The sequence below is a fragment of the Pseudomonas sp. TWR1-1-3 genome, assembly GCF_049896805.1.
In the GTDB taxonomy this organism is placed as follows: domain Bacteria; phylum Pseudomonadota; class Gammaproteobacteria; order Pseudomonadales; family Pseudomonadaceae; genus Aquipseudomonas; species Aquipseudomonas bubulae.
Map to the genome: position 1 here is coordinate 341,632 of NZ_JAFCUZ010000004.1, position 23,679 is coordinate 365,310.

Consider the following 23,679-nt stretch of genomic DNA (forward strand, 5'->3'; position numbering starts at 1 on the left):
CTACCAGTCATTTGGCAAATTTCTCCAGCAAGCGTGGCGCAATCTTGTCCAATGGGCGAATCTCGACTGCGGCATCGATGGCCGCTGCCGCTTTGGGCATTCCGTACACCGAGCTGCTCTGCTGATCCTGGGCAATGGTGAGAAACCCCTGCTGGCGCATGAGTTTAAGACCTTGAGCCCCGTCACGCCCCATGCCGGTCAACAGCACTCCCACCGCTTCACCATTCCAGTAGCGGGCAACACTTTCAAAAAAAACATCGATCGATGGCCGATAAATCTCATTGACCGGCTCGGCGGTGTAAGCCAGCGTGCCATTTTTCAATAGCCTGATATGGTGATTGGTGCCCGCCAGCAGCACAGTGCCCACCTGCGGCGTCTCCCCGTCGCGGGCCAGGCGCACATCAAGTCCGCACGAAGTGCTCAGCCACTCGGCCATACCTGCAGCAAACACCTGATCAACGTGCTGAACCAGTACGATAGCTGCCTCAAAGTTTCTCGGCAGACCTTTAAGCAGGGTTTCAAGTGCAGCCGGACCACCTGCCGACGAACCGATGGCCACCAGCCCTGCCCGCACACCCGGTACACGAGCATGGGTCACTACCGGCTTGACCCGTTTCTCACTCTGCCCCATCAACCAGCCAACATTGAGTATCTTGCGCAGCAAAGGCGCCGCCGCCTCTCTGGGGTTGCTGCCGCCCAGCACGGGGGTATCCACCACATCCAGCGCACCAAAGCCCATGGCCTCAAAAACACGGTGCACATTCTGCTCGCGGTCGATGGTGACAATCACAATCGCACAAGGGCTTTCAGCCATGATCCGGCGCGTGGCCTCGACGCCGTCCATGACCGGCATGATCAAGTCCATCAGAATCAGGTCCGGGGTGTTCTCGGCGCACAGGCGCACCGCCTCCTGACCATCACCGGCAACCCAGATCACATGGTGCGCGGGTTCGAACGCCAGCGCCCGGCGCAAGGCCTCAACCGCCAGGGGCATATCGTTGACGATGGCGATTCTCATGTCTGGGCTCCACCAATGAGTTCAACCACTGCGTCGAGCAGGGCATCGTCATGGAAACTCGCTTTGGCTAGATAATAGTCGGCGCCTGCATCCAGGCCGCGCCGACGGTCTTCTTCACGATCTTTGTACGACACCACCATCACCGGCATTGATTGCAATCGGTTATCGCGACGCAACAGGGTAACCAGTTCGATGCCATCCATGCGCGGCATATCGATGTCGGTAATCAACAAATCGAAATGTTCGGCACGCAGCGCGTTCCAGCCGTCCATGCCGTCAACCGCCACAGCCACTTCATAACCACGGTTGATCAGCAACTTGCGTTGCAGTTCGCGCACCGTCAATGAGTCATCCACCACCAGAATACGTTTGCGGGTCAATTCGGCGGTGTGCCGGTTACGCCGGTCGATACGCTCAAGACGCCCGGTATTAAGCAGTTTGTCTACCGAACGCAGCATGTCTTCGACATCTACGATCAGCACCGGTGAACCATCATCCAGCAAGGCCCCGGCGGAAATGTCCTGGACCTTGCCCAGACGCGGATCAAGGGGCAGGACCACCAGGGTGCGCTCGCCGATAAAGCGCTCAACGGCCACGCCATAGACCGCGTCGCGTTCGCGAATCACCACCACCTTGAGGGTTTCGTCATCGCTCTGGCTGGCAGGGCGCTGCAACAATTGGCTGGCGGCAACCAGCCCCACATGGCGGCCTTCATGCCAGAAGTGCTGACGGCCTTCGAGCTGCACGATGTCGTCGGGCTCCAGGTCGCGCATGCGCTCGATATGGGCCAGCGGGAAGGCATAGGCTTCGTCGGCCACTTCAACCACCAGGCTGCGCACCACCGACAGAGTCAACGGCACTTCAAGATGGAAGCGGCTGCCATGCTGGGGGGTGTGCTCCAGCACAATGGCACCGCGCAACAGGCGCACCATATGCTGTACGGCATCCAGCCCCACACCGCGCCCCGATACTTCGGTGACGGTGTCGCGCAGACTGAAACCGGGTAAAAACAGAAAGGTCAGCAGCTCTTCTTCGCTCAGTTGCGCCACCGTCTCCTCGGTGGACAACTGACGCTCGACGATGGTGCGACGCAAACGGTCCAGATCGACACCGGCACCGTCATCGCTCAACTCCAGCACCAGCAGACCGGCCTGATGAGAGATGCGCAGGCGGATCAGGCCTTCGGCCGGTTTACCCGCCAGCAAGCGCTGTTCCGGGGTTTCAATACCGTGGTCGACGGCATTGCGCAATAAATGGATCAAGGGTGCTTCGAGCTTTTCCAGCACGTCGCGGTCAACCTGGGTTTTCTCGCCTTCGATTTCCAGGCGGATCTGCTTGCCCAGGGCGCGACCCAAATCACGCACCATGCGCTCCTGCCCGACCAGCACATCGGCGAAGGGCCGCATGCGACACGCCAGTGCAGTGTCGTAGAGCAATTGCGCACGCTGGCCAGCCTGCCAGCAAAATTCGTCAAGTTCGGCGGTCTGCTCGCTGAGCAGGTGCTGGGACTCGGCCAGCATCTGCCGGGCATCGACCAGTGCCTGCTCGGCTTCATGGCTGATGCCCGAGACCTTGAGGTGTTCATTGAGCGTGTCCATGGCCCGCAAGTTGGTGCTTTGCATGCGTTTAAGCCGTTGCAATGTCACCAGAAAGGGTTTGAGGCGCTGGGTTTCCACCAGGGATTTGCTCGACAGATCGAGCAGGCTGTTAAGGCGCTGGGCCGTGACCCGCAGTACCCGCTCGCCGCTTTCGGTCAGACGCTGGGGGCGACGTGCTGGCTCCGCTGCCGGCTCGGCTGGCACCTCGACCTGACGCTCAACCACAGGTTCTGGCGCAAGTTCGGGTACAGCTGGCGAGGGCATCAACAACAGCTGCGACACGTCAAATTCGGGCGGCGCCACCCGCGCACCGGGGGCAGACGGATCCAGCAGCTCATTCATGTGCGCCACATAGGCGTCGATGTCGTGAGGCGTGACAGTGTTGCCGGGGGTGGCAATGCGCATCAGCAGGTCGGTACCTTGCAACAAGGCATCAATGTGTTCGCGTTGCAGGTACAAACGGCCTTCCTGGGCACTGACCAGGCAGTCTTCCATGACATGGGACACGCTGACCCCGGCATCCACCCCGACAATCCGGGCTGCGCCCTTGAGCGAGTGGGCCGCGCGCATGCAGGCTTCCAGCTGGTCAGCCTGGGTCGGGTTGCGTTCCAGCGCCAGCAGGCCTTCGTTGAGCACCTGGGTTTGCGCCTCGGCCTCCAGGCTGAACAGCTCAAGCAGCGAGGCGTCGCGCATTTGCTCGGGGGTCATGTCAGGCTCCGGGTGATTGCGCTCAACAGTTGCTCTTCATCCAGTAAACGCAGGCTGCGGTTTTTCCACTGCAGCACACCCCGGGTGTATTTGGCGCTGACATGCTCGCCGGAGAGCGATGCAGCATTGATGTCGCCCTCGGCAATATTATGAATGCCATCCACCTCATCCACCGGCAGTACCACGGCTCCACCGTGGGCGGCCACAATCAGCATGCGCGGCATCACCCGCTGCGATGAGGCTCCCGGCGTGGCTGGGTCAAGCCCCAGCAGTTCAACCAGCGACAGGCACGGCACCAGAGTGCCGCGCACATTGGCCACACCGCGCAAGGCCCGGGAACGCTGGTGCGGCAGGGAGTGAATGGTTTGCATCGGTGCCACTTCATCCAGGCAACGCGTGGGCAGCCCCAGCCACTCCTCACTCAGGCGGAAAATCACCAGTGAGCAGGTTGCAACCTTTTGCTCATGGGCCTGCGGGGCATAAAGCTCCTGGCTTTGCTGCTCAAATGAATAGCGGTCGAGCAAACGGGTCGCGGCAGCAGCATACGTGTCGCAGTTGCGGCAATGGATATGCTGGGGCAGCAACGGGCAGCTTTTGTCACCGTAGATGCCAATGCGGTTCCAGCAGTCATCAATGGCCTGCGCTTCGGAGTGAATCAAGCTCTGTGCTGCTAAAGCGCTCATTGTTTACGCTCACTTTGAGTGGAACGCCCGTTACGGGCTGCGCGCTCGTGCAAGCGCCGGGCGCCTGCTTCATCGCCTTGTGAAGCCAACAGCGCTGCCAGATGGGCCAGCGCTTCCGAATGCTGGGGTTCCAGGTACAGCGCCTTGCGATAGAAGCCCTGGGCCTCTGAGGTCTGGCCCTGCACATCGCTGAGCAGGCCCAACCAGTAAAACACCTCGGCCTGCGGGTCATGCCGCTGCAAGAACTGTTCGCAGACCGCACGCGCCTCAAGGCTTTTGCCTTCATTGGCCAGGCTGGCAATCTGTTCAAGCAACAGACCCGGCCCATCCACTGGCGAAGCCGATTTTTGCCCGATCGGGGTTTGCGCGCGCGGGGCAAAAGGCCGGCTGGCCGGTGTCGGCACAGGCGCTGGCGCTTTTGGTCGTGCCAGTGGCTTGAGTTCGGCAAGCACAGGGCGCGCTGCCGGCAATGGCTCATGATTGTGGCAAAAGGCAAACGACTGCGGAGCACCGATCGAACGCATGCCCAGCCGGTTGAGCAAGCTGCCTTCGGCCGGACCTATAAATAAAACACCATCATCACGGGTCAGGCGCTTGAGCACATCAAGGGCCTGCTGCTGGGTTTTAAGATCAAAGTAGATCAACAGGTTGCGGCAGAACACAAAGTCATAAGGCTCGTGGCTGGCGAGCAGTATCGGATCCAGCAGATTGCCTGCGGTGAAGCTGACCTGCCCGCAGACCCGCTCCGACAACTGATAACCATCGCTCTCGACACAGAAGTAGCGCTCACGAAAATCTGTTGGCTGGCCTCGAAAGGAGTTTTTGCCATACAGCGCGTTTTGCGCACGCTGCACCGAAAGCGGACTGACATCCAGGGCGTCGACCTTGAATTGGTGTGCAGCAAAGCCGGCATCGAACAGTGCCATGGCAATCGAATACGGCTCTTCGCCGGTCGAACACGGCAGACTCAGGATACGCAACGGGCGTCGGCTGCCGATTTCCGCCAGGCGCTGCCTGGCCAGGCGGCCCAGGGTGGCAAAGGATTCGGGGTAACGGAAGAACCAGGTCTCGGGCACGATCACCGATTCGATCAGGGCTTGCTGTTCATCCTGGGAACTGAGCAGGCGCTGCCAGTAGCGATCGTTATCAGCCATGCCCAATGCAATGCAGCGCTGGCGTACGGCACGTTCGATAATCGCCGGGCCGACCGATGCCACATCCAGGCCGATGCGCTGCTTCAAATAGTCAAAAAAACGCTGATCAAGACTCATGGCGCCACCTGGACGCAGGTGTCATCTTCGCCCTGGGCAAAAAGCAGAGCAGACACCGCAGGGCTGAGCAGATCGTCGACACTTAACCACTGCAACAGCCCGGCCTCATCTTTACGCACCGGTCCCAGGTAAGGCGCATCGTGGTTATCGACACCGTAGGGCTGAAACTCCGCCGGATCGCAGCGCAAAGTGTCACTGGCCTGTTCAAGCAGCAGGCCGAGCAATTGCCCGCGATAATTGACCAGCACCAGCCGGGTGCTGGTGCGGGCTACGGCGGCGGTGCCAAAGGTCATGGCACTGATATCGATCACCGGAACCATTCGATCACGATGAGCAAAAACCCCCGCTACCCACTCGGGGGCATGGGCTATGGGCTTGAGAGGCAAGCGCGGCAACACTTCGACCACATCGCCAGCGGCCAGTGCATAGCGCTCGTTACCAATATAAAACACCAGAAACAGGCGTTTTTGCGACACCTTGGCGCCCGGTTTTTTGGCTGAAAGCTCGCTCATCAGACTTTGAAACGCGAAACGCCGCTGCGCAACCCAACGGCAACCTGACTCAATTCGTCGATCGCGAAGCTGGCCTGACGCAGGGACTCAACGGTCTGGCTGCTGGCATCACCCAATTGCACCAGCGCAAGGTTGATCTGCTCGGCGCCCGTAGCCTGAGCCTGCATGCCTTCATTGACCATCAGTACACGCGGCGCCAGGGCCTGGACCTGATGGATGATCTGCGACAGCTGCTCGCCCACTTGCTGCACTTCGGACATGCCGCGGCGTACTTCTTCAGAGAACTTGTCCATGCCCATCACGCCCGCCGACACTGCCGACTGAATCTCGCGCACCATCTGCTCGATATCGTAGGTAGCCACGGCAGTCTGGTCGGCCAAACGGCGCACTTCGGTAGCAACCACAGCAAAACCGCGGCCGTATTCACCGGCTTTTTCAGCTTCAATGGCCGCGTTAAGCGACAGCAAATTGGTCTGGTCGGCGACCTTGACGATGGTCACCACCACCTGGTTGATGTTACCGGCCTTCTCGTTGAGGATCGCCAGCTTGGCGTTGACCAGATCGGCAGCCCCCATCACCGAGTGCATGGTTTCTTCCATGCGGGCCAGGCCCTGCTGCCCGGAACCGGCCAGGATCGAGGCCTGGTCGGCTGCCGAGGTCACTTCGGTCATGGTGCGCACCAGATCACGGGACGTGGCGGCAATTTCCCGGGAAGTTGCACCTATTTCCGTAGTGGTGGCTGCGGTTTCAGTGGCTGTGGCCTGTTGTTGCTTGGAGGTAGCGGCTATTTCCGTAACCGACGTAGTGACCTGCACCGAAGAGCGCTGGGCCTGGGACACCAACGTAGTCAGCTCGGCCATCATGTCATTGAAGCCGGTTTCCACCGCGCCAAACTCGTCCTTGCGCTCCAGATTCAAGCGCGAGCTCAGGTCACCGGAACGCATCACTTCCAGAATCGTGACGATACGCTGCATCGGCGACATGATTGCGCGCAGCAACAGGAAGCCACACAGCGCTGCTGCAAGTACGGCAATAACCAGGGAAATGATCATGCTGATCTTGGCAGTCAATACGGCGTGACCAATATTGTCAGTGGCGAGCTTGGCCGACTCGCTGTTGCCTTCAATGATGCTATTGAGCAACTTGCGGCCTTCCATCCAGGCTGGAGCCAGTTGCTCACTAAGCACCTTGTGGGCCTGGGCGTAATCCTTGTTCTGATAGAGATCAAGAATTTTCGCCAACACCACGCCGTACTCTCCATGCAGACGCTCGAAGTCGTCGAAGTGGGCCCTGTCTTCACCTTCAAAAATAGTGCCGCGATAGTTATCCAGTTCTTTGTTCAAGCGGTCTTCGTAGCTGGCGTACAACTTGCGGTCTTCGTTGGTCAGGTCACGCTGATTAAGCGAGCCCACCAGTTCCAGGGTCAGGACATAGCTGTCGACCCAGGCGCTACGAATCATCGAACTGTAATAGACCCCGGGAATCGAGTCGGTTTGCACCTTTTCTTCACTGGTTTCGATCGACAGCAGGCGCGAGTAAGACGCAACAACCATCAGCAGCATAATGGCGATGATTACAGCAAAGCTCGCCAAGATGCGTTGGCGTAACGTCCAGTTCTTCACAGTCGATCCTCGGGTGCCATTCAAATGAAGGTGAGTATAGCCGAGGGTAAGCAATGATTCGTACAGGCGTTGAGACAGATCTCACAGCAATAGACAAAAATTCCTACATGCAAAACTTCAAACCTGTGGGAGGGCTGTTGTCAGAACATCAATGCATTGGTCAGGTCGCCCATGGGCGCTTGCCCCCGCGCCTTCATGGCATCGTCACGTTGCTTGAGGCCATCCAGCACTTCCAGCTGATGCACCCGGCTAATCAGGCGCAGAATCGAAGCGGTGTCATACACCGTGTGATCCACCGTCCCCTTGCGTGCGAAAGGTGATACCACCAGAGCCGGAATCCTTGTACCCGGCCCCCAGCGATCACCTTTGGGCGGTGCAACGTGATCCCACCAGCCACCGTTTTCGTCCACGGTAAGCACGATCACCATGTTTTGCCATTGCGGGCTGTTGCGCAGCACCTTGAGCACACGGTCAAGGTGCCGGTCACCAGCAGCCACATCGGCATAGCCAGCGTGCAGGTTGAGGTTGCCCTGAGGCTTGTAGAAACTCACGGCTGGCAGGCTGCCAGCCTCGGCGTCAGCCAGAAAGCGGTTGCTGCCGGACTCATCGCCCAGGCCTGCGTCGCGCAGGCGCTTGCTGCGCTCCTGCGGGTTCTGCGGGCCTTGTTGAACAAAGTAGTTGAATGGCTGGTGGTGGTACTGGAAGTTGGGGATCTTGGGGATCCCGTCCGAGCCCTTGAACTGCTCCAGCGTGGCCTGCCAGGCCCCCGCGTACCAGGCCCAGTCAATGTTCTTTTTGCTCAGTTTGTCGCCGATATGCTCATGGCTTTGTGGCACCAGTACGCTTGGCAGGTCGGGCTTGGCATAGTCGGGACGCTCGGGGTCGCGGATCCAGGTCGGCCAGTAAGGCGGCGCCATGGTGTTGACTGCAAAACCGTCCGGCGTGAGAGCGCTGGGACCGAACTGCGCGGCGCCGGTCATGGCGCTGGCCGGGGATTTGCCCAGAGGCTTCAAGCGTGTACCGGCAGGGTCATCGCCCTGCAAAACAGCAATCTGCGCCTCGGCAACAGAGGTATTCGCGTTCGGATAGAACGGCACTGCTGCGCTGATCAGGTATTGGTGGTTAAGGAACGAACCGCCAAAAGCCCCCTGGAAGAAGTTATCGCACAGTACGAATTCACGGGCTACATCCCACAGACGCAGCGAATACTGCGACTGGGCGTAGTAGCCCATGGGCAAGCCGCCGGAATCCCCCCAGGCCACGAACTGGTCGTTCTTGCCATCGTTGATCTGCATCTGGTTCTGATAGAACACATGCCACAGGTCGCGGGTCACCAGATTCAACGGCAGATCTTGCTGATTCGGCCCTTTCAGCGCGAAGGGGGCGTTGGGCAGGTTCTCCTGAAACTGCTCACCCGGCGCATAGGTCACGCCATCTACCGTCTGCGGTCCCACTTGCAGCAGCCCGCCCCATATCGGTGGCAGGGTCTGTAGCAGGCTGCCATCACGGTCGCGTTGCTGGTAGTCGGCGGGTTTGAGGGCCGACAACGGCTTCTCGACACCGGGGAAGTTTGCAAACAGGTTGTTGAAGCTGCGGTTCTCGGCATAGATCACCACGATGGTCTTGACCTGTTCGTGGAGCTTTTTGTCCAGCTCGGCCGGGGTCAGCGGTTGCGGCCTGACGGGGGGTTCGTGCTGACTGCTGCCGCAAGCGCTCAAGGTGGCCGCGCCAACGCCCAGTGCGGCAGCACCGGCGAGGAAGCGACGGCGGCTGCTGTCGGCCGGGCATTGGGTGTCCTGGTCTTTCTTGTCGCTCATTGCGGCTTCCTGATTACACGTAACAAATTATTTCTGGCGGGCAGGCTAACAGGGGATTATGACGGGGAAGTTGCAGTGGATCGAAGCCACGAAGCATAAAAAAACGCCCCGGGCCGTTGCGGCTCGGAGCGTCTAAAACAAGCATGTTGCGGCGCCTGCATCGTGATGCAGGCTCGCGCCCACAGAGTGCGTTAGCCCTGCGCCTGCTTGACCTGGGCTTCCAGCTCGATCTTGAGCCCCGGGTCGAGCTTGAGCTGTTTGGCCAGCTCTTCCAGATAGGCGCGCTCCATGAAATGTTCTTCATCCACCAGAATCAGGCTGGCGATATACAATTCGGCCGCGATTTCCGGGGTGCTGGCAGCTCTGGCAACCTCTGCCGGGTCCAGCGGCTTGTTCAGTTCAGCTTGCAGCCATTGGCGCAATGCAGGGTCGCCATTGAGTTTGTTCAACTCGCCATCGATCAGTTGGCGCTCACGCTCATCCACATGACCATCAGCCTTGGCAGCAGCCACCAGGGCCTTGAGGATCGCCTGGCTGTGTTGCTCCACTTGCGGCGCCGGAACACGGTCAATGGTTTGCGGCTCGGTCTGCGGTGCCGTGCCCTGATTGGCCTGCCAGTTGCCGTAGGCCTTGTAGGCCAGAACGCCCAGGGCGGCAAGGCCGCCATAGGTCAGTGCCTGACCACCGTACTTGCGCGCACTCTTGTTGCCCAGCAGCAGCCCCAGGGCACTGGCTGCCAGAGCGCCGCCACCCGCGCCGGAAAGCAGGCCGCCCAGGCCACCAGACCCGAGCAGGTCACCCAGGCCGCCTTTATCGTCACGGGAGGCGCTGCCTTGGGCGCCGGTTTTTTTCGCCAGCATCTGTTGGCCGGATTTAAGCAGTTGGTCGAGCAAACTCATAAGCATCCTCTCTTAACAGGGTCAGGGGGCGCCAGAAAACCCGCCCGCAGGCAGGTTTATCGTAAAGAGCACTGGCTATCAGTCGCGCAGGTCGGACTCATGAATCGGTTGGTCGCGATGGGTCGCGCGCTGGTACTGGGCTGGCCAGATGGCCTTTTTACCGCCCAGGTCATCGTCTGCATGCAACGGCCAATACGGGTCACGCAACAGTTCACGCGCCAGCAGGATCAGGTTGGCCTGCCCGGTACGCAAAATATGCTCGGCCTGGGCCGGTTCGGTGATCATGCCCACCGTACCGGTGGCAATGCAGGCCTCCTTGCGCACGCGCTCGGCAAAACGGGTCTGGTAGCCAGGCCCCACCGGAATCTCGGCATTGGCTGCGGTACCGCCCGAAGACACGTCGATCAGGTCCACGCCCAATGCCTTGAGGCGTCGTGCCAGTTCGACGGTTTCGTCAGGGTTCCAGCCGTCTTCCACCCAGTCGGTGGCCGAGACCCGCACAAACAGCGGTAGCTCCTGCGGCCATACACCGCGCACGGCCTCGGTGACTTCCAACACCAGACGGATGCGATTCTCGAACGAACCGCCGTATTGGTCACGTCGCTGGTTGCTCAACGGTGAAAGAAATTGATGCAACAAGTAACCATGAGCAGCATGTACTTCAACCACCGAGAAGCCAGCCTCCAGCGCTCGCTTGGCGGCAGCCACGAACGCCTGGATAACCTCATTGATCTGGATCTCGTCCAGTTGCACTGGCGCAGTGTGCTGTGGGTCGAAGGCAATGGGTGACGGCCCGACAGGCACCCAGCCGCCCTCCTCCACCTTGACGCTGCCATGCTTGCCCAACCAGGGGCGGTGGGTGCTGGCCTTACGCCCGGCATGGGCCAGCTGGATGCCGGCTACAGCGCCCTGGGAGCGAATAAAGCGGGTGATGCGTTGCAGGGGTTCAATCTGCTCGTCGTTCCACAGGCCCAGATCCTGGGCAGTGATACGGCCTTCGGGGGTGACGGCAGTGGCTTCGGTAAAAATCAGCCCGGCGCCGCCAACGGCACGGCTGCCCAGGTGGACCAGGTGCCAGTCATTTGCCAGCCCATCGACGCTGGAGTACTGGCACATTGGCGAGACCGCAATGCGGTTAAGAAGGGTCAGTTGGCGCAGGGTATAGGGTTCGAGCAGCAGACTCATGGGTCACCTCTAATTCCAGTGGGCAGGCTCCAAGTACTTCTGAAGAGCCTAGTCGACAACACTGGATGAGGGGGAGTTCATATCGCAACGGGACGTGGTGGTTTTGGTGGGAGCGGGCTTGCTCGGGATGCGGGCACCGCGGCCTGTCAGGCCAACCGCGGTGATAGCATCGCGAGCAAGCCCGCTCCCACAGGGGATTGGCGGATTAGCGCGGCTCGATATGGGCAATCATCAACTGTACGGTTTCGTTGCCGCGAAATTCGTTGAGGTCAAGCTTGTAGGCCAGTTCCACCCAGCGAATGGTCGGGTTCGGCCACACTTCGCGATCGATCCCGAAAGCAATGCCGTCGAGCTTTACGCTGCCGCATTCGGTCTTGAGCACGACTTTCAAATGCCGCTCCCCCACGATGCGTTGCTCCACCAACTGGAATACCCCGTGGAACAGCGGTTCGGGAAAGTGCTGCCCCCATGGCCCGGCATTGCGCAGGGCACGCGCCAGCTCCAGGTGAAACTCTTCCACTGCCAGGCTGCCGTCAGACAGCATGCGCCCGGTCAGGTCTTCTTCACGCAATTGACGCCGCACTTCAGCATCAAAGGCCTCACAGAAAAGCGGGAAGTTAGCCTCAGGCAAAGTCAGGCCAGCCGCCATGGCATGGCCACCGTATTTGCTGATCAAGTCCGGATGCTGTGCAGCCACCACACTCAGTGCATCACGAATATGAAAGCCCGGCACCGATCGGCCGGAGCCCTTGAGCATGCCATCCCCGGCATCGGCAAAGGCAAAAGTCGGGCGGAAGTAACGCTCCTTGAGCCGCGAAGCCAGAATTCCGATCACTCCCTGGTGCCACTCGGGGTCGAACAGGCACAGGCCAAACGGCATGCTGTCGATGGTCAGATCCTTGAGCTGGGCCAGCGCTTCACGTTGCATGCCCTGCTCGATGGATTTACGGTCCTGGTTCATTTCGTCCAGTTGCGCAGCCATTTCCCGTGCGGCATTGGCGTCATCGGTGAGCAGGCATTCGATACCCAGGCTCATGTCGTCCAGGCGCCCGGCGGCATTCAGGCGCGGCCCGAGGATAAAACCCAGGTCGGTGGAGGTAATTTTCGAATGGTCACGCTTGGCCACTTCCAGAATAGCCTTGAGCCCGGGCCGGGCACGCCCGGCACGGATGCGCTCAAGCCCCTGGTGTACCAGGATGCGGTTGTTCGCATCCAGCGGCACCACGTCCGCGACGCTGCCCAGCGCCACCAGATCCAGCAACTCGGCGATATTCGGCGCCTTGCTGTCCTGGTACCAGCCCAGGCTGTTCAAGCGCGCCCGCAAGGCGATCAGCACATAGAAGATCACCCCTACCCCCGCCAGCGCCTTGCTCGGGAACTCGCAGCCGGGCTGGTTGGGGTTGACGATGGCATCCGCGGCCGGCAACTCGCTGCCCGGCAAGTGGTGGTCGGTAACCAGCACGCTCAAACCAGCTTTTTTGGCTGCGGCCACACCTTCGATACTGGAGATTCCGTTATCAACCGTGATCAACAAGTGCGGCGTGCGGGTCAGCGCAACTTCGACGATTTCCGGGGTCAGGCCGTAACCATATTCGAAGCGGTTAGGCACCAGGTAATCGACATGGGCCGCCCCCAGCAGGCGAAGACCGAGCATGCCCACGGTGCTGGCTGTGGCGCCGTCGGCGTCAAAGTCGCCGACGATCAGGATGCGCTGGCGCTGCTCAAGCGCGACCACCAGCAAGTCCACCGCAGCATCGATGCCCTTGAGCTGCTGATACGGAATCAGCCGCGCCAGGCTCTTGTCCAGTTCTGCTTGCGACTGCACACCCCGAGCAGCGTAAAGACGGGTCAGCAGGGTTGGCATTTCGCCCAGAAAAGGCAGGGTTTCAGGCAGTGGACGAGGTTCGATGCGCATAAGCAGGTGAAGAGTCTCTGAGCGTAGAAAAAGTGTTGTAACTTAGCCGCGTTCGCCTTGCAGCCACTGCAGTTGCACTTCGTGCTGGCCGCGATCATCTGTAACGAAAATCGTACCCTCGCTGATCATCACGTCCCACTTGATAACCCGTGGCATATCTTTGGCCAGCACCTCAAGAATCTCTTGCGGAACGGCTGCGATATTGACGTTCTTCAGGTTCTTGATTGCAGGAATCACCTTCCCTTCCCACACACGCAAGCTGCCATACGCCAGCAGGCTGGTGCGCTCGGTACGGCGCGAGCACCAGGTCAGACGGTCGGCATCGGGCTGTCCGACTTCGATCCAGTGCAGAACACGGTCATCCAGGCTTTTTTCCCACAGGGCCGGTTCGTCTACATCTGACAGGCCTCGACCAAAAGACAGCTGCTCGTTGTACCAAAAAGCGTAGGCCAGAAGGCGCACAGTCATGCGTTCTTCGGTCTCCGAAGGGTGGCGGGCGATGGTCTGCTTGACGCTTTCATAGACCCCGCGATCGAGATCGGTAAGGTTGAGTTCAAACTTGTAGGTCGTGGACGGCTGTGCCATGAACGGGCTTCTTGATACGGAGAAAGGCGACAAGTCTAACCGATACACCGTGATTGAACGAATCGGCCAGCTTCTTGCCAGCCGCCAGCTATGTTAAAAGGCTGTACTCGCTCGCCCTTGGACAAGGATTCCACATGCCGCTCGCCACCAAACCCCTTTCAGGCCTTAAAGTTGTTGAATTGGGTACCCTGATCGCCGGGCCATTTGCATCGCGCATTTGCGCCGAGTTTGGCGCCCAGGTGATCAAGGTCGAATCCCCTGACGGCGGCGACCCGCTGCGAAAATGGCGCAAGCTGTATGAAGGCACATCGCTATGGTGGTTCGTCCAGGCGCGCAACAAAAAATCCCTGACCCTGAATCTAAAACACCCCGACGGTCTGAGCATTCTCAAGGAGCTGCTGACAGACGCCGATATTCTGATCGAAAACTTTCGCCCCGGGGTTCTGGAGAAACTCGGACTGGGTTGGGATGTGCTGCATGCACTGAACCCCAAGCTGGTGATGGTGCGCCTGTCCGGCTTTGGCCAGACCGGCCCGATGAAAGATCAGCCGGGGTTTGGTGCGGTCGGCGAATCCATGGGCGGGCTGCGTTATATCACCGGTTTCGAAGATCGTCCGCCAGTGCGCACAGGCATCTCGATTGGCGACTCGATTGCCGCGCTGTGGGGTGTGATCGGTGCCCTTATGGCTTTGCGTCATCGCGAGGTCAACGGCGGCCAGGGCCAGGTGGTAGACGTGGCGCTCTACGAAGCGATTTTTGCCATGATGGAAAGCATGGTGCCCGAGTTCGATGTGTTCGGTTTCATCCGTGAACGTACCGGCAATATCATGCCGGGAATTACGCCCTCTTCCATCCATACCAGCCTGGACGGCAAGCACGTACAGATCGGCGCCAATGGCGACGCCATTTTCAAGCGCTTTATGCAGATTATCGGGCGCGACGATCTGGCCAACGACCCGGAGCTTGCACACAACGATGGTCGTGACGCACGCCGTGACGAACTGTATGGCGTGATTGACCGCTGGGTCGGCTCGCTGCCGCTGGCCACGGTACTTGAACAACTGGGCGCAGCGCAGGTGCCGGCCAGCCGTATTTTCTCGGCAGAAGACATGTTCAGCGATCCACAGTTTCTGGCCCGTGAAATGTTCCTGCAGGCCAAACTGCCTGACGGTAAAGACTTCAAGATGCCCGGTATCGTGCCAAGGCTCTCCGATACTCCGGGCACGGCAGATTGGGTGGGCCCCGAACTGGGTGCACATAACATCGAGGTGTTGAACGACCTGGGTTACGACGCTGCAGCAATCGCCAACCTCAAGCAAGCGGGCGCCATCTAGGCGTGTTGCCCATTTCTAGTGGCCACCCAAGGAGATCAGCAGCATGACCCAGCGTTCGACCTTGCGAAGACTTTGGGCAGGCCTGATCACCGCATTGTTTCTGGCCTGGGCCCCTGGCAGTCAGGCAGCACCCACACTCATCTGGTTGTTGCGCGACCTGCCACCGTTAACGGTGTTTCATGGCCCGCAAAAAGGTAAGGGGATAGTCGACCAGGTGATGCCAGCCCTGATCGCAGGCATGCCGCAATACCAACACGTGATAATGCGGGTTAACCGGGCTCGGGCCCTGCAGATGCTTGAAGAGCCCTCGCTGACCTGCGATCCGGCGCTGATCTGGAATCCCGCCCGCGCCCTCTCGATCGTTTACTCCGAGCCCGTTGCGATCATGCACAGCAATGGCATGGCCATACTGCGTGAGAATCAGCATTTGATCGAACCCTTTGTCCATGACGACAAGGTAGACCTGCCGGGGGTGCTCAAGGCGCAAACCCTCAAGCTTGGAGTCATTGCCAAACGCAGCTACGGAGTATTGATTGATAGCCAGCTGAAGCTGAGCCCGCCAGGCCAGATTGTCATGCATTACGGTAACGATCCGTTGGGCAGCCTGCTGCAAATGCAACATGCAGGCCGTATGCCGACGCTATTGGGCTACTGGCCAGAAATCCAGGCCAAGGCCAGTCAGCAAGGTTTGTCATCCGACGAACTGCTGTTTTATCCGATCCAGGGCGCCCCGGAATATCAGTCGATTTACGTTGGCTGCTCGGACACTGCGCAAGGACGTGAGGTCATTAGCAGGGTCAATTCGATACTCACCACATTGGGCTCGCCATCCCTGTCTTACCTGGATGAGCAATGACACGTACGCATAAAAAAACCCCGAGCAGTGGGGAGGCTGCTCGGGGTTTAACAGGGTCATGATAACCCGCTCAACAGGCTACAAGTATCGGAGCAATAAACTTGCTCCTGCTGATGAAAAATCTGACAAACCAAACCTGCTGGAAGTTCCCCCGTTACTGGCAATTAATCTGCATTCGCGCCATCAGCACTTATCTGCTGTAGCTCGAAGGCACCCAACAATTGCCCCAGCGCCCCTATGGTCACGGGTTTTGACAGACACCCCAGCACCCTGAGACCTTGACTGCGGGCCACTCTGGCCGCCCTCTCGACCACCGGAGGTGCAGCAGCACTCAAAATGATCAACGCTGCAGCTTTGCGTTCAAGGGCCAACTCGCTGATCAGCTCCTGCCCTGACGCCCCTTCCATATACAAATCACAAATGGCCACGTCTATGGCACCGCGCCTGAGCAAGGAATCGCGGGCGCAATCAACGCTTTCGGCCGTCAACACGTCAAAAATACGGAAGGCGTTCAACATCTGATGCAACACCATTAATTGAAACGGGTTGTCTTCAAGAATCAATACTTTCAAAGATCGCATCATGGGCCTTCAGGTATAAACCTAGCGCTACAGAGGAGGTAAACCTTAGTGGGCTCAACACTCAATACACATAGGACATATCTGTAAATACCCTAGGAATCCACAACGCCTTTCATTTACTGGATCAAACCAGCTTACTGATCCCACTTTTTGGCTTCAGATTTGTCGAACCATCCTCCTACCAGCCCCTCCAGACGCCCAGTCTCTGAATAAAACGGAACAACCCACTGATAGATTTCCATGCCTCCGGACTTAAACTCCACCCAACGTTTTTGGTAACAGGGTTTGCGGCTTTGAATCATGCGCATTATTTCCCGCTGGAGCTTCTCGGCCAGCTCCTTCGAAAACAAATCAACATCAGTCACCTTCAACCCGCGAATCCGTCCCAACTGGACTGATAAACGCTGCTCATAGCTTTGATTGCAGGTAATCAGCTCTCCCTCCAGGCCAACCACGAAAATCGGGCTGGGAATGCCATCCAGAAAGCGGTGACTGAGCCCCAACTGCTCATTCAGGGTTTTCTCGGATTGACGCGCAATAATCAGTTGCCTGCGCAGAAACCAGTTGTACACAAACAACATAAGCCCGGCCGCAATCAAGACCGCTATCGCCCAATAAAGACGGGCTGAGTGATACAGGCCACTCTCGATGATCAGCGGTTTGCCCACCCCCCCCAGCCACTTGGTTCTCAGCGCCCGAATCTCGGCCATGGGCATGGCTTCCAACGCCTTGTTCATGATGCTGAAAAGCTCCGGGTATAGAACAGGGACCGAAAAGCTGGCGGCAGCCCATTGCCCGTCAACACTGCGTCCGACCTTGAGGCGCCCCGGTGGGTAAAGATGAGCCTGTGTCTCTGTTTGTATCGTCGCATCTGCCTCGCCATTGGCGACCGCGTGACGTGCCTGGGCGTAGGTATCAACCAGATGCAAGGTGATTGCGGGGTATTCACGTCGAATCAAGTCTTCGAGGGCATGCCTGGCTGGAAGCGCCAGAACCTTGCCGGCCAGTTCGTCCAATGAACCCAGCCGGGAATCATTGACTCGTACAACAAACACCCAGGGTGCCCCACCGTAGGAATAGGTGAAGTTCAAAAAAGCTTTGCGCTCACGACTTCTGGAGAGGCTTGAGTTCATCAGTGCCTCGCCACTTTTGAGCATGTCGAGGATTTGTACCGTTGAAAACGCTTCTTTATGTACAAACTGCAGCCCGGTCATGCGAGAAATTCGCGCCAGAATATCCACACTCAGCCCTACCCAACGACCGTCCCCGGTCTTGAATGCGTACAAGGGGAACTGCTGGGTCGCCAGGGCTACAACCGGATTGCGCTGGATCCACTCAAGCTCGCCAGGCAGCAGGTTGATATGCGATTGAACAGCGTGCCCTTCAAGCCCGATGATCCAGCGTGAAAGCACCATGCGCGATGTATTGTCATCAAGGCTGCCCAGCGCGCGGTTGATCAGCAACCCAAGTTCGGGGTCAGAGAGGCGTGTAGCAAATGCAAAACCGGAGGATGGCAAGGCGCTATCACCGATAATGCGCACCCCCGAATGAGGCCGGACACTTTTGAATGACTGCACGATAAGTTCATTGCCGATAAACCCGTCGATATCCCCCTCAACCAGCGCGTCCATTGCATTATGCAGGTCACTGATGGTGGTGATTTCACTGTCAGGGTAAAACGCCTGGGCGGTATGAATATCGACGTAGCCCTCCATAAAGCCGATTTTTTTCCCGACCCAGTTTTTGACCGGCTCTTCCTCACATGAGCGACAAACGATAACCAGTCGATCAGTCATGTACTCCCGGGAAAAAGCTACACCTTCAATCCCTCGCTCAAACCCGCTGGCGCTGGCCAGAATATCGATATTGCCGGCCAGCAGCTCTGCAACGGCCTGATCACGACGCCTGTAGCCCAGGACATCAACAGGCACGCCCAACGTGTCTCGAACGATGCTCAGGTAATCTGCGCTGATGCCCTGATAGTTATTGCGGTCGTCGGTGATGTCGACCGGTTCGTAATCACCGATGGCGATACCAACCCGTAGCGTTCCATGATTGGCCAGCCATTGCCGCTCCGGGGCATCCAGTTGCAGAGGCTGGATATCGACAAAGCGTGTTGCGAGCCTGAAAGGCGTTCCGGAAGCGCCAATCACCGGCAGGGCCAGGCTCAACAAGGCCATGCCCAGCACTATGCGCATCCATGATTCAAATGTCTGGTGAATACGTGACATGACAGCATCCTTGACCGGGTATTCGCCAGCACAGAAGGGGCGAAGACCTGGCAAGTTTGCCATGCACCAATAAAAAAGCCCGTCAGATGACGGGCTTCAAATTACGTAAGACGAATGCCGTTAAAGCGGCTTGCCACGGTTGCCATGCTGGCTGACAAAGCCCTGGACAGCCTTGAGGTCATTAGCCAGTACGGTGTAACGCTCCTCTCGCTCAAACAAGTCAGAAAGGTGAGACGGCAGTTCGAGCGCTTTTCCTATGCCGGCTTTTTCAACCGCTTCAGGGAACTTGACCGGATGTGCCGTGCCCAGAATGACCATCGGGATATCCAGACTGCGACGGCATTCACGGGCCGCACGCACGCCGATAGCGGTGTGCGGATCGAGCACTTCGCCGCTTTCGACAAATACCTGAGCGATGGTTTCGCAGGTTTGCTCATCATCAACCGCCAGCGAATCAAACAGACGACGCGCTTCGGTCCAGCGATCTTCATCAACGCTGAAATTACCGGTTTGCTTGAAGGTATCCATCAGACCGGCAACGGCTGCGCCATTGCGACCATGAAGGTCGAACAGCAAGCGCTCGAAGTTCGACGACACCATGATGTCCATCGACGGCGACAGAGTCGCGTGCAAGGTGTCCTTGGCGTACTGATTGCCGCTCATGAAGCGGTGCAGGATGTCGTTGCGGTTGGTGGCAACGATCAGTTGGTTGATCGGCAGGCCCATGTTGCGTGCCAGGTAGCCCGCAAAGATGTCGCCGAAGTTGCCGGTAGGCACCGAGAACGACACGGAACGGTGTGGCCCGCCCAGTTGCAGGGAGGCATGGAAGTAGTAAACGATCTGGGCCATGATCCGCGCCCAGTTGATCGAGTTTACGGCGACCAGGCGTGTACCCTTGAGGAAACCCTGGTCGGCGAAGCTGGCCTTGACCATTTCCTGGCAGTCATCGAAGTTGCCTTCGATGGCGATGTTATGAATGTTGTCACCGAACAGCGTGGTCATCTGCCGACGCTGGACTTCCGATACCCGGTTGTTGGGGTGCAGGATAAAGATGTCGACGTTTTCGCAATGCTTGCAGCCTTCGATCGCCGCCGAACCGGTATCCCCGGAAGTGGCGCCGACAATCACCACACGCTCGCCACGCTTGGCCAGCACGTAGTCGAGCAAGCGGCCGAGCAGTTGCAGGGCAAAGTCCTTGAACGCCAGGGTCGGACCGTGGAACAGCTCAAGTACCCATTCATTGCCATTTAGCTGACGCAGTGGCGCTACAGCTGCGTGGGAAAACGCGCCGTAGGTTTCTTCGAGAATCTTTTTGAAGTCTGCGTCCGGAATGCTGCCGGTCACGAACGGGCGCATAACCCGAAAGGCCAGTTCGTGGTAAGGCAAACCGGCCCAGGAAGCGATTTCTTCCTGGGTAAAGCGCGGCAGGTTTTCCGGTACATACAAACCGCCATCACTGGCCAGACCGGCCAGCAACACATCTTCAAAATTCAGGGCCGGTGCCTGGCCACGGGTACTGATATAGCGCATGGGTTCAAACCTTCGGTTTGAGCGCCAAGCGGTTTAGCGCCAGGCAACAAGTAAAAGCCGATGTGCTCTTGCTTGCCGCTTGCCGCTGCCGCTTGCCGCTCTTAATTAATTAAGATGCTCAACGCGGATGCGAACGACCGGACCCACAACGCCCTGCAATGCTTCAAGCGCGGCAATGGCATCGTTGATGTGCTGTTCAATTACCCGATGGGTCAACAGGATCATTGGCACCAGGCCGTCATGCTCTTCGACTTCTTTCTGCATGATCGATTCGATGTTGATGCCGCGCTCGGACAAGATGCTCGCTACCTGGGCCAATACGCCCGGGTGATCTTTGGCCTGGATGCGCAGGTAGTAGGCGCTTTCGCACGCTTCGATCGGCAGGATCGGATGGTCGGAGAGCAGATCCGGCTGGAAGGCCAGGTGCGGTACGCGGTTTTCCGGGTCGCTGGTCATGGCACGCACCACGTCTACCAGGTCGGCAACCACGGACGAAGCCGTTGGTTCCATACCGGCGCCAGCACCATAGAACAGGGTCGAACCGGCAGCGTCACCGTTGACCATGACTGCGTTCATTACGCCGTTGACGTTGGCGATCAGGCGGTCAGCCGGAATCAGCGTCGGGTGAACCCGCAACTCGATGCCGTTGGCCGTGCTGCGTGCAACACCCAGATGCTTGATGCGATAACCCAGCGCCTCTGCGTAATTCACATCAGCGGTTGTCAGTTTGGTAATGCCTTCGGTGTAGGCCTTGTCGAACTGCAACGGGATACCGAAAGCAATCGACGCCAGAATGGTCAGTTTGTGCGCCGCATCGATACCTTCAACGTCAAACGTCGGGTCTGCCTCGGCATAACCCAGCGCTTGTGCTTCAGCCAGCACGTCTTCGAACGTACGGCCTTTTTCGCGCATTTCGGTGAGGATGAAGTTACCGGTACCGTTGATGATGCCCGCCACCCAGTTGATACGATTGGCCGAGAGACCTTCACGGATCGCCTTGATCACCGGGATACCGCCTGCAACGGCCGCTTCGAACGCCACGATCACGCCCTTTTCCTGGGCTTTGGCGAAGATTTCATTACCGTGAACGGCAATCAGCGCCTTGTTCGCGGTCACGACATGCTTGCCGTTTTCGATGGCCTTGAGCACCAGTTCACGGGCGATGGTGTAACCACCAATCAGCTCGATAACAATGTCGATTTCAGGGTTGGTCGCAACAGCGAATACATCGTTGGTAATGGGGGTACCGGTAATGTCGCACTGAGGGTTTGGCGTACGCATTGCAATTTGCGCAACCTGGATACCACGCCCGGCACGGCGGGCAATCTCCTCGGCGTTACGCTTTAGTACGTTGAAGGTGCCGCCACCGACGGTCCCGAGCCCACAGATACCTACTTTGACCGGATTCACGCTGAACTCCCCATAAAACGGCCGACTCAAGGTCGGCCGTGAAAAACAACCGTGGATTGCCACGGTTCTCTATTAATGGCCGGGCAACTTAACTGCCCCGCCATGATCGTCACAGGCTTATCGTGACGACACTGGATTATTTAACACTGAGTGCCAGCTTGCCAACCTGCGCAGCAGGCTGATAACCCGGAATCACCTGACCGTCAGCCAAAACGATGGCTGGCGTGCCATTGACGCCGATGGACTGGCCCATGGCGAACTGCTTGGCAACCGGATTGGCGCATTTTGGCGCCTCGACGGTTTTACCATCAGTCATCTTGTCCATCGCCGTTTTTTTGTCCTTGGAACACCACACCGCCTGCAGCTGCTGGTCACCCGGTGAGCCGAGGCCCTGACGCGGGAACGCAACATAGCGCACTTCAATCCCCATCTTGTTCAGTTGCGGGACTTCGGCATGCAATTTGTGGCAATACGGGCAAGTGGTGTCGGTAAATACCGTGATATGGGACTTGGTTTCGCCGATGGCAGGGTAAACGACGGTCTCTGCCACCGGAATGCCATTAATCAACTTGGCCACGCCAACACGTTCGGCCTGCTCGGTCAGGTTCACCGGCTTGCCGTCCTTGAGCTGGAACATATAGCCCTGAACGATGAACTGGCCATCGGCACTGGCATACAGCACGCGGCTGCCCTTGAGCTTGACTTCATACAGGCCGGCCATGGGGCTGGCACTGATGCTCTCGACCGGCACATCCAGTTGCAGGGTTTCGAGGCTCTTGCGGATTGCTTGTTCGGCGCCGGTGTCGGCGAACGAGAAGGTGCTGACCAACGCAATGGCTGCGGCGGCGAAAATCTGGATCACACGCATGGGAACTCCTGAAGACGGGCAAAGCTGCCAACCCCGATACCCGTCCTGAAACAACGGGTTTGGGCGGCGCGCTTTCTAAACCGGCAAAGCCTACCACAGATGGCCTGCATGACCGACTCCGACTAGCCACGCGGGTGATGGAGGGCATGCAGGTCCTGCAGTCGGGCACGGGCAACATGGGTGTAAATCTGTGTCGTCGAGAGGTCGCTGTGCCCCAACAGCATTTGCACCACACGCAAATCGGCGCCGTGATTGAGCAAATGGGTGGCGAAGGCATGGCGCAAGGTATGTGGCGACAGCGACTTGTCGATCCCGGCCACCCTGGCTTGATGCTTGATGCGATGCCAGAAGGTCTGGCGGGTCATCTGTTCACCGCGCTGACTGGGAAACAGCACATCACTGGGGCGACCGCCCAGCAGCTCATGCCGGGCATCGCGCATGTAGCGCTCGACCCGGACGATGGCCTCCTCCCCCATCGGCACCAGGCGTTCCTTGCTGCCCTTGCCCATCACGCGCAAAACACCCTGGCGCAGGTTGACCTGCTCCAGAGTCAGGCTGATCAATTCGGTTACGCGCAGGCCACAGGCATACAGTACTTCAAGCATGGCCCGATCACGCTGGCCGATAGCCTCACTCAGATCAGGGGCGGCGAGCAGCGCTTCTACGTCTGCCTCTGACAGGGACTTGGGTAATGGCCTGCCCAACTGCGGCATATCGACCTGCAAGGTAGGGTCGACGGCAATCAGGTTTTCTCGCAGCAGATAACGATAGAAGCCACGCAAACCTGAGAGCAAGCGCGCAGTCGAGCGAGGCTTGTAGCCCTGCTCCAGGCGCCAGGCGAGGTGATCGAGGATCAACTCGCGCCCGGCGCTGGCCACAGCGATACCGCGCTCCTGCAACCAGCCATTGAATAAGGCCAGGTCACTGCGATAAGCACCGCGGGTGTTGTCCGACAGGCCTTTTTCCAGCCACAGGGTATCCAGAAAACGGTCGATAAGTGGGTCGTCTATAGCGGGCATTGGCTCTCGAAACGCACAGGCCGGAGGCTGCGCACAA

19 protein-coding genes are annotated in these 23,679 nt (G+C 58.6%); 2 read left to right on the forward strand and 17 right to left on the reverse strand.

The window, feature by feature from the left end; all coding sequences use genetic code 11:
- Positions 1 to 7: 7 nt before the first annotated feature.
- The 11 genes from ACP7BE_RS17220 to ACP7BE_RS17270 form a co-directional block, all read right to left on the reverse strand.
- Positions 8 to 1,018, reverse strand: coding sequence for a chemotaxis response regulator protein-glutamate methylesterase (locus ACP7BE_RS17220; protein WP_095001270.1), 1,011 nt, complete (start codon positions 1,016 to 1,018; stop codon positions 8 to 10).
- On the reverse strand, positions 1,015 to 3,324 hold the full coding sequence (locus ACP7BE_RS17225) for a hybrid sensor histidine kinase/response regulator (protein ID WP_426106633.1): 2,310 nt from the start codon (positions 3,322 to 3,324) through the stop codon (positions 1,015 to 1,017). Before ACP7BE_RS17225 ends, ACP7BE_RS17220 begins: the two co-directional genes overlap by 4 nt.
- Complete coding sequence (locus tag ACP7BE_RS17230) at positions 3,321 to 4,007, reverse strand: chemotaxis protein CheW (protein ID WP_095023038.1); 687 nt, start codon at positions 4,005 to 4,007, stop codon at positions 3,321 to 3,323. The genes ACP7BE_RS17225 and ACP7BE_RS17230 overlap by 4 nt, the downstream gene beginning before the upstream one ends.
- On the reverse strand, positions 4,004 to 5,278 hold the full coding sequence (locus ACP7BE_RS17235) for a CheR family methyltransferase (protein ID WP_426106636.1): 1,275 nt from the start codon (positions 5,276 to 5,278) through the stop codon (positions 4,004 to 4,006). Before ACP7BE_RS17235 ends, ACP7BE_RS17230 begins: the two co-directional genes overlap by 4 nt.
- The gene (locus tag ACP7BE_RS17240) at positions 5,275 to 5,790 is read right to left on the reverse strand and encodes a chemotaxis protein CheW (RefSeq protein WP_153326481.1); all 516 of its coding nucleotides are present in this window, start codon (positions 5,788 to 5,790) and stop codon (positions 5,275 to 5,277) included. The genes ACP7BE_RS17235 and ACP7BE_RS17240 overlap by 4 nt, the downstream gene beginning before the upstream one ends.
- Positions 5,790 to 7,412, reverse strand: a complete 1,623-nt coding sequence (locus tag ACP7BE_RS17245) for a methyl-accepting chemotaxis protein (protein ID WP_095001265.1) — start codon at positions 7,410 to 7,412, stop codon at positions 5,790 to 5,792. Before ACP7BE_RS17245 ends, ACP7BE_RS17240 begins: the two co-directional genes overlap by 1 nt.
- Positions 7,413 to 7,552: 140 nt before the next feature.
- A complete protein-coding gene (locus ACP7BE_RS17250; protein WP_426106638.1) occupies positions 7,553 to 9,229 on the reverse strand; it encodes an acid phosphatase in 1,677 nt (558 codons plus the stop codon).
- Positions 9,230 to 9,420: 191 nt separating this feature from the next.
- Positions 9,421 to 10,128, reverse strand: a complete 708-nt coding sequence (locus ACP7BE_RS17255) for a tellurite resistance TerB family protein (RefSeq protein WP_426106639.1) — start codon at positions 10,126 to 10,128, stop codon at positions 9,421 to 9,423.
- Positions 10,129 to 10,206: 78 nt separating this feature from the next.
- A complete protein-coding gene (locus ACP7BE_RS17260) occupies positions 10,207 to 11,313 on the reverse strand; it encodes an NADH:flavin oxidoreductase/NADH oxidase (RefSeq protein ID WP_095018195.1) in 1,107 nt (368 codons plus the stop codon).
- A 205-nt stretch (positions 11,314 to 11,518) separates the two neighbouring features.
- Positions 11,519 to 13,228 carry a single-stranded-DNA-specific exonuclease RecJ gene (gene recJ / locus ACP7BE_RS17265; RefSeq protein ID WP_095024899.1) on the reverse strand — a complete coding sequence of 570 codons (1,710 nt, stop codon included), beginning with the start codon at positions 13,226 to 13,228 and terminating at the stop codon, positions 11,519 to 11,521.
- Positions 13,229 to 13,270: 42 nt separating this feature from the next.
- Positions 13,271 to 13,813 carry a YaeQ family protein gene (locus tag ACP7BE_RS17270; protein WP_016781928.1) on the reverse strand — a complete coding sequence of 181 codons (543 nt, stop codon included), beginning with the start codon at positions 13,811 to 13,813 and terminating at the stop codon, positions 13,271 to 13,273.
- A gap of 134 nt (positions 13,814 to 13,947) precedes the next feature.
- On the opposite strand from ACP7BE_RS17270, the gene ACP7BE_RS17275 reads away from it, so the two are divergent.
- Positions 13,948 to 15,147, forward strand: a complete 1,200-nt coding sequence (locus tag ACP7BE_RS17275; protein WP_095001260.1) for a CaiB/BaiF CoA transferase family protein — start codon at positions 13,948 to 13,950, stop codon at positions 15,145 to 15,147.
- Between the two features lie 43 nt (positions 15,148 to 15,190).
- Positions 15,191 to 16,003, forward strand: coding sequence for a TIGR02285 family protein (locus ACP7BE_RS17280; RefSeq protein ID WP_426106642.1), 813 nt, complete (start codon positions 15,191 to 15,193; stop codon positions 16,001 to 16,003).
- A 164-nt stretch (positions 16,004 to 16,167) separates the two neighbouring features.
- On the opposite strand, the gene ACP7BE_RS17285 is transcribed toward ACP7BE_RS17280, so the two are convergent.
- The 6 genes from ACP7BE_RS17285 to xerD form a co-directional block, all read right to left on the reverse strand.
- Positions 16,168 to 16,587, reverse strand: a complete 420-nt coding sequence (locus tag ACP7BE_RS17285) for a response regulator (RefSeq protein WP_218723014.1) — start codon at positions 16,585 to 16,587, stop codon at positions 16,168 to 16,170.
- Positions 16,588 to 16,718: 131 nt separating this feature from the next.
- Positions 16,719 to 18,815 (reverse strand): transporter substrate-binding domain-containing protein, encoded by a 2,097-nt coding sequence (locus ACP7BE_RS17290; RefSeq protein WP_315265151.1) that lies wholly within the window; start codon positions 18,813 to 18,815, stop codon positions 16,719 to 16,721.
- 120 nt (positions 18,816 to 18,935) lie between these two features.
- Positions 18,936 to 20,345, reverse strand: a complete 1,410-nt coding sequence (thrC, locus tag ACP7BE_RS17295) for a threonine synthase (protein WP_095001256.1) — start codon at positions 20,343 to 20,345, stop codon at positions 18,936 to 18,938.
- Positions 20,346 to 20,450: 105 nt separating this feature from the next.
- Complete coding sequence (locus tag ACP7BE_RS17300) at positions 20,451 to 21,755, reverse strand: homoserine dehydrogenase (RefSeq protein ID WP_016781922.1); 1,305 nt, start codon at positions 21,753 to 21,755, stop codon at positions 20,451 to 20,453.
- A gap of 136 nt (positions 21,756 to 21,891) precedes the next feature.
- Positions 21,892 to 22,623, reverse strand: coding sequence for a DsbC family protein (locus ACP7BE_RS17305; RefSeq protein WP_095001255.1), 732 nt, complete (start codon positions 22,621 to 22,623; stop codon positions 21,892 to 21,894).
- Positions 22,624 to 22,745: 122 nt separating this feature from the next.
- Positions 22,746 to 23,642 (reverse strand): site-specific tyrosine recombinase XerD, encoded by an 897-nt coding sequence (xerD, locus tag ACP7BE_RS17310; RefSeq protein WP_426106646.1) that lies wholly within the window; start codon positions 23,640 to 23,642, stop codon positions 22,746 to 22,748.
- Positions 23,643 to 23,679: the final 37 nt, after the last annotated feature.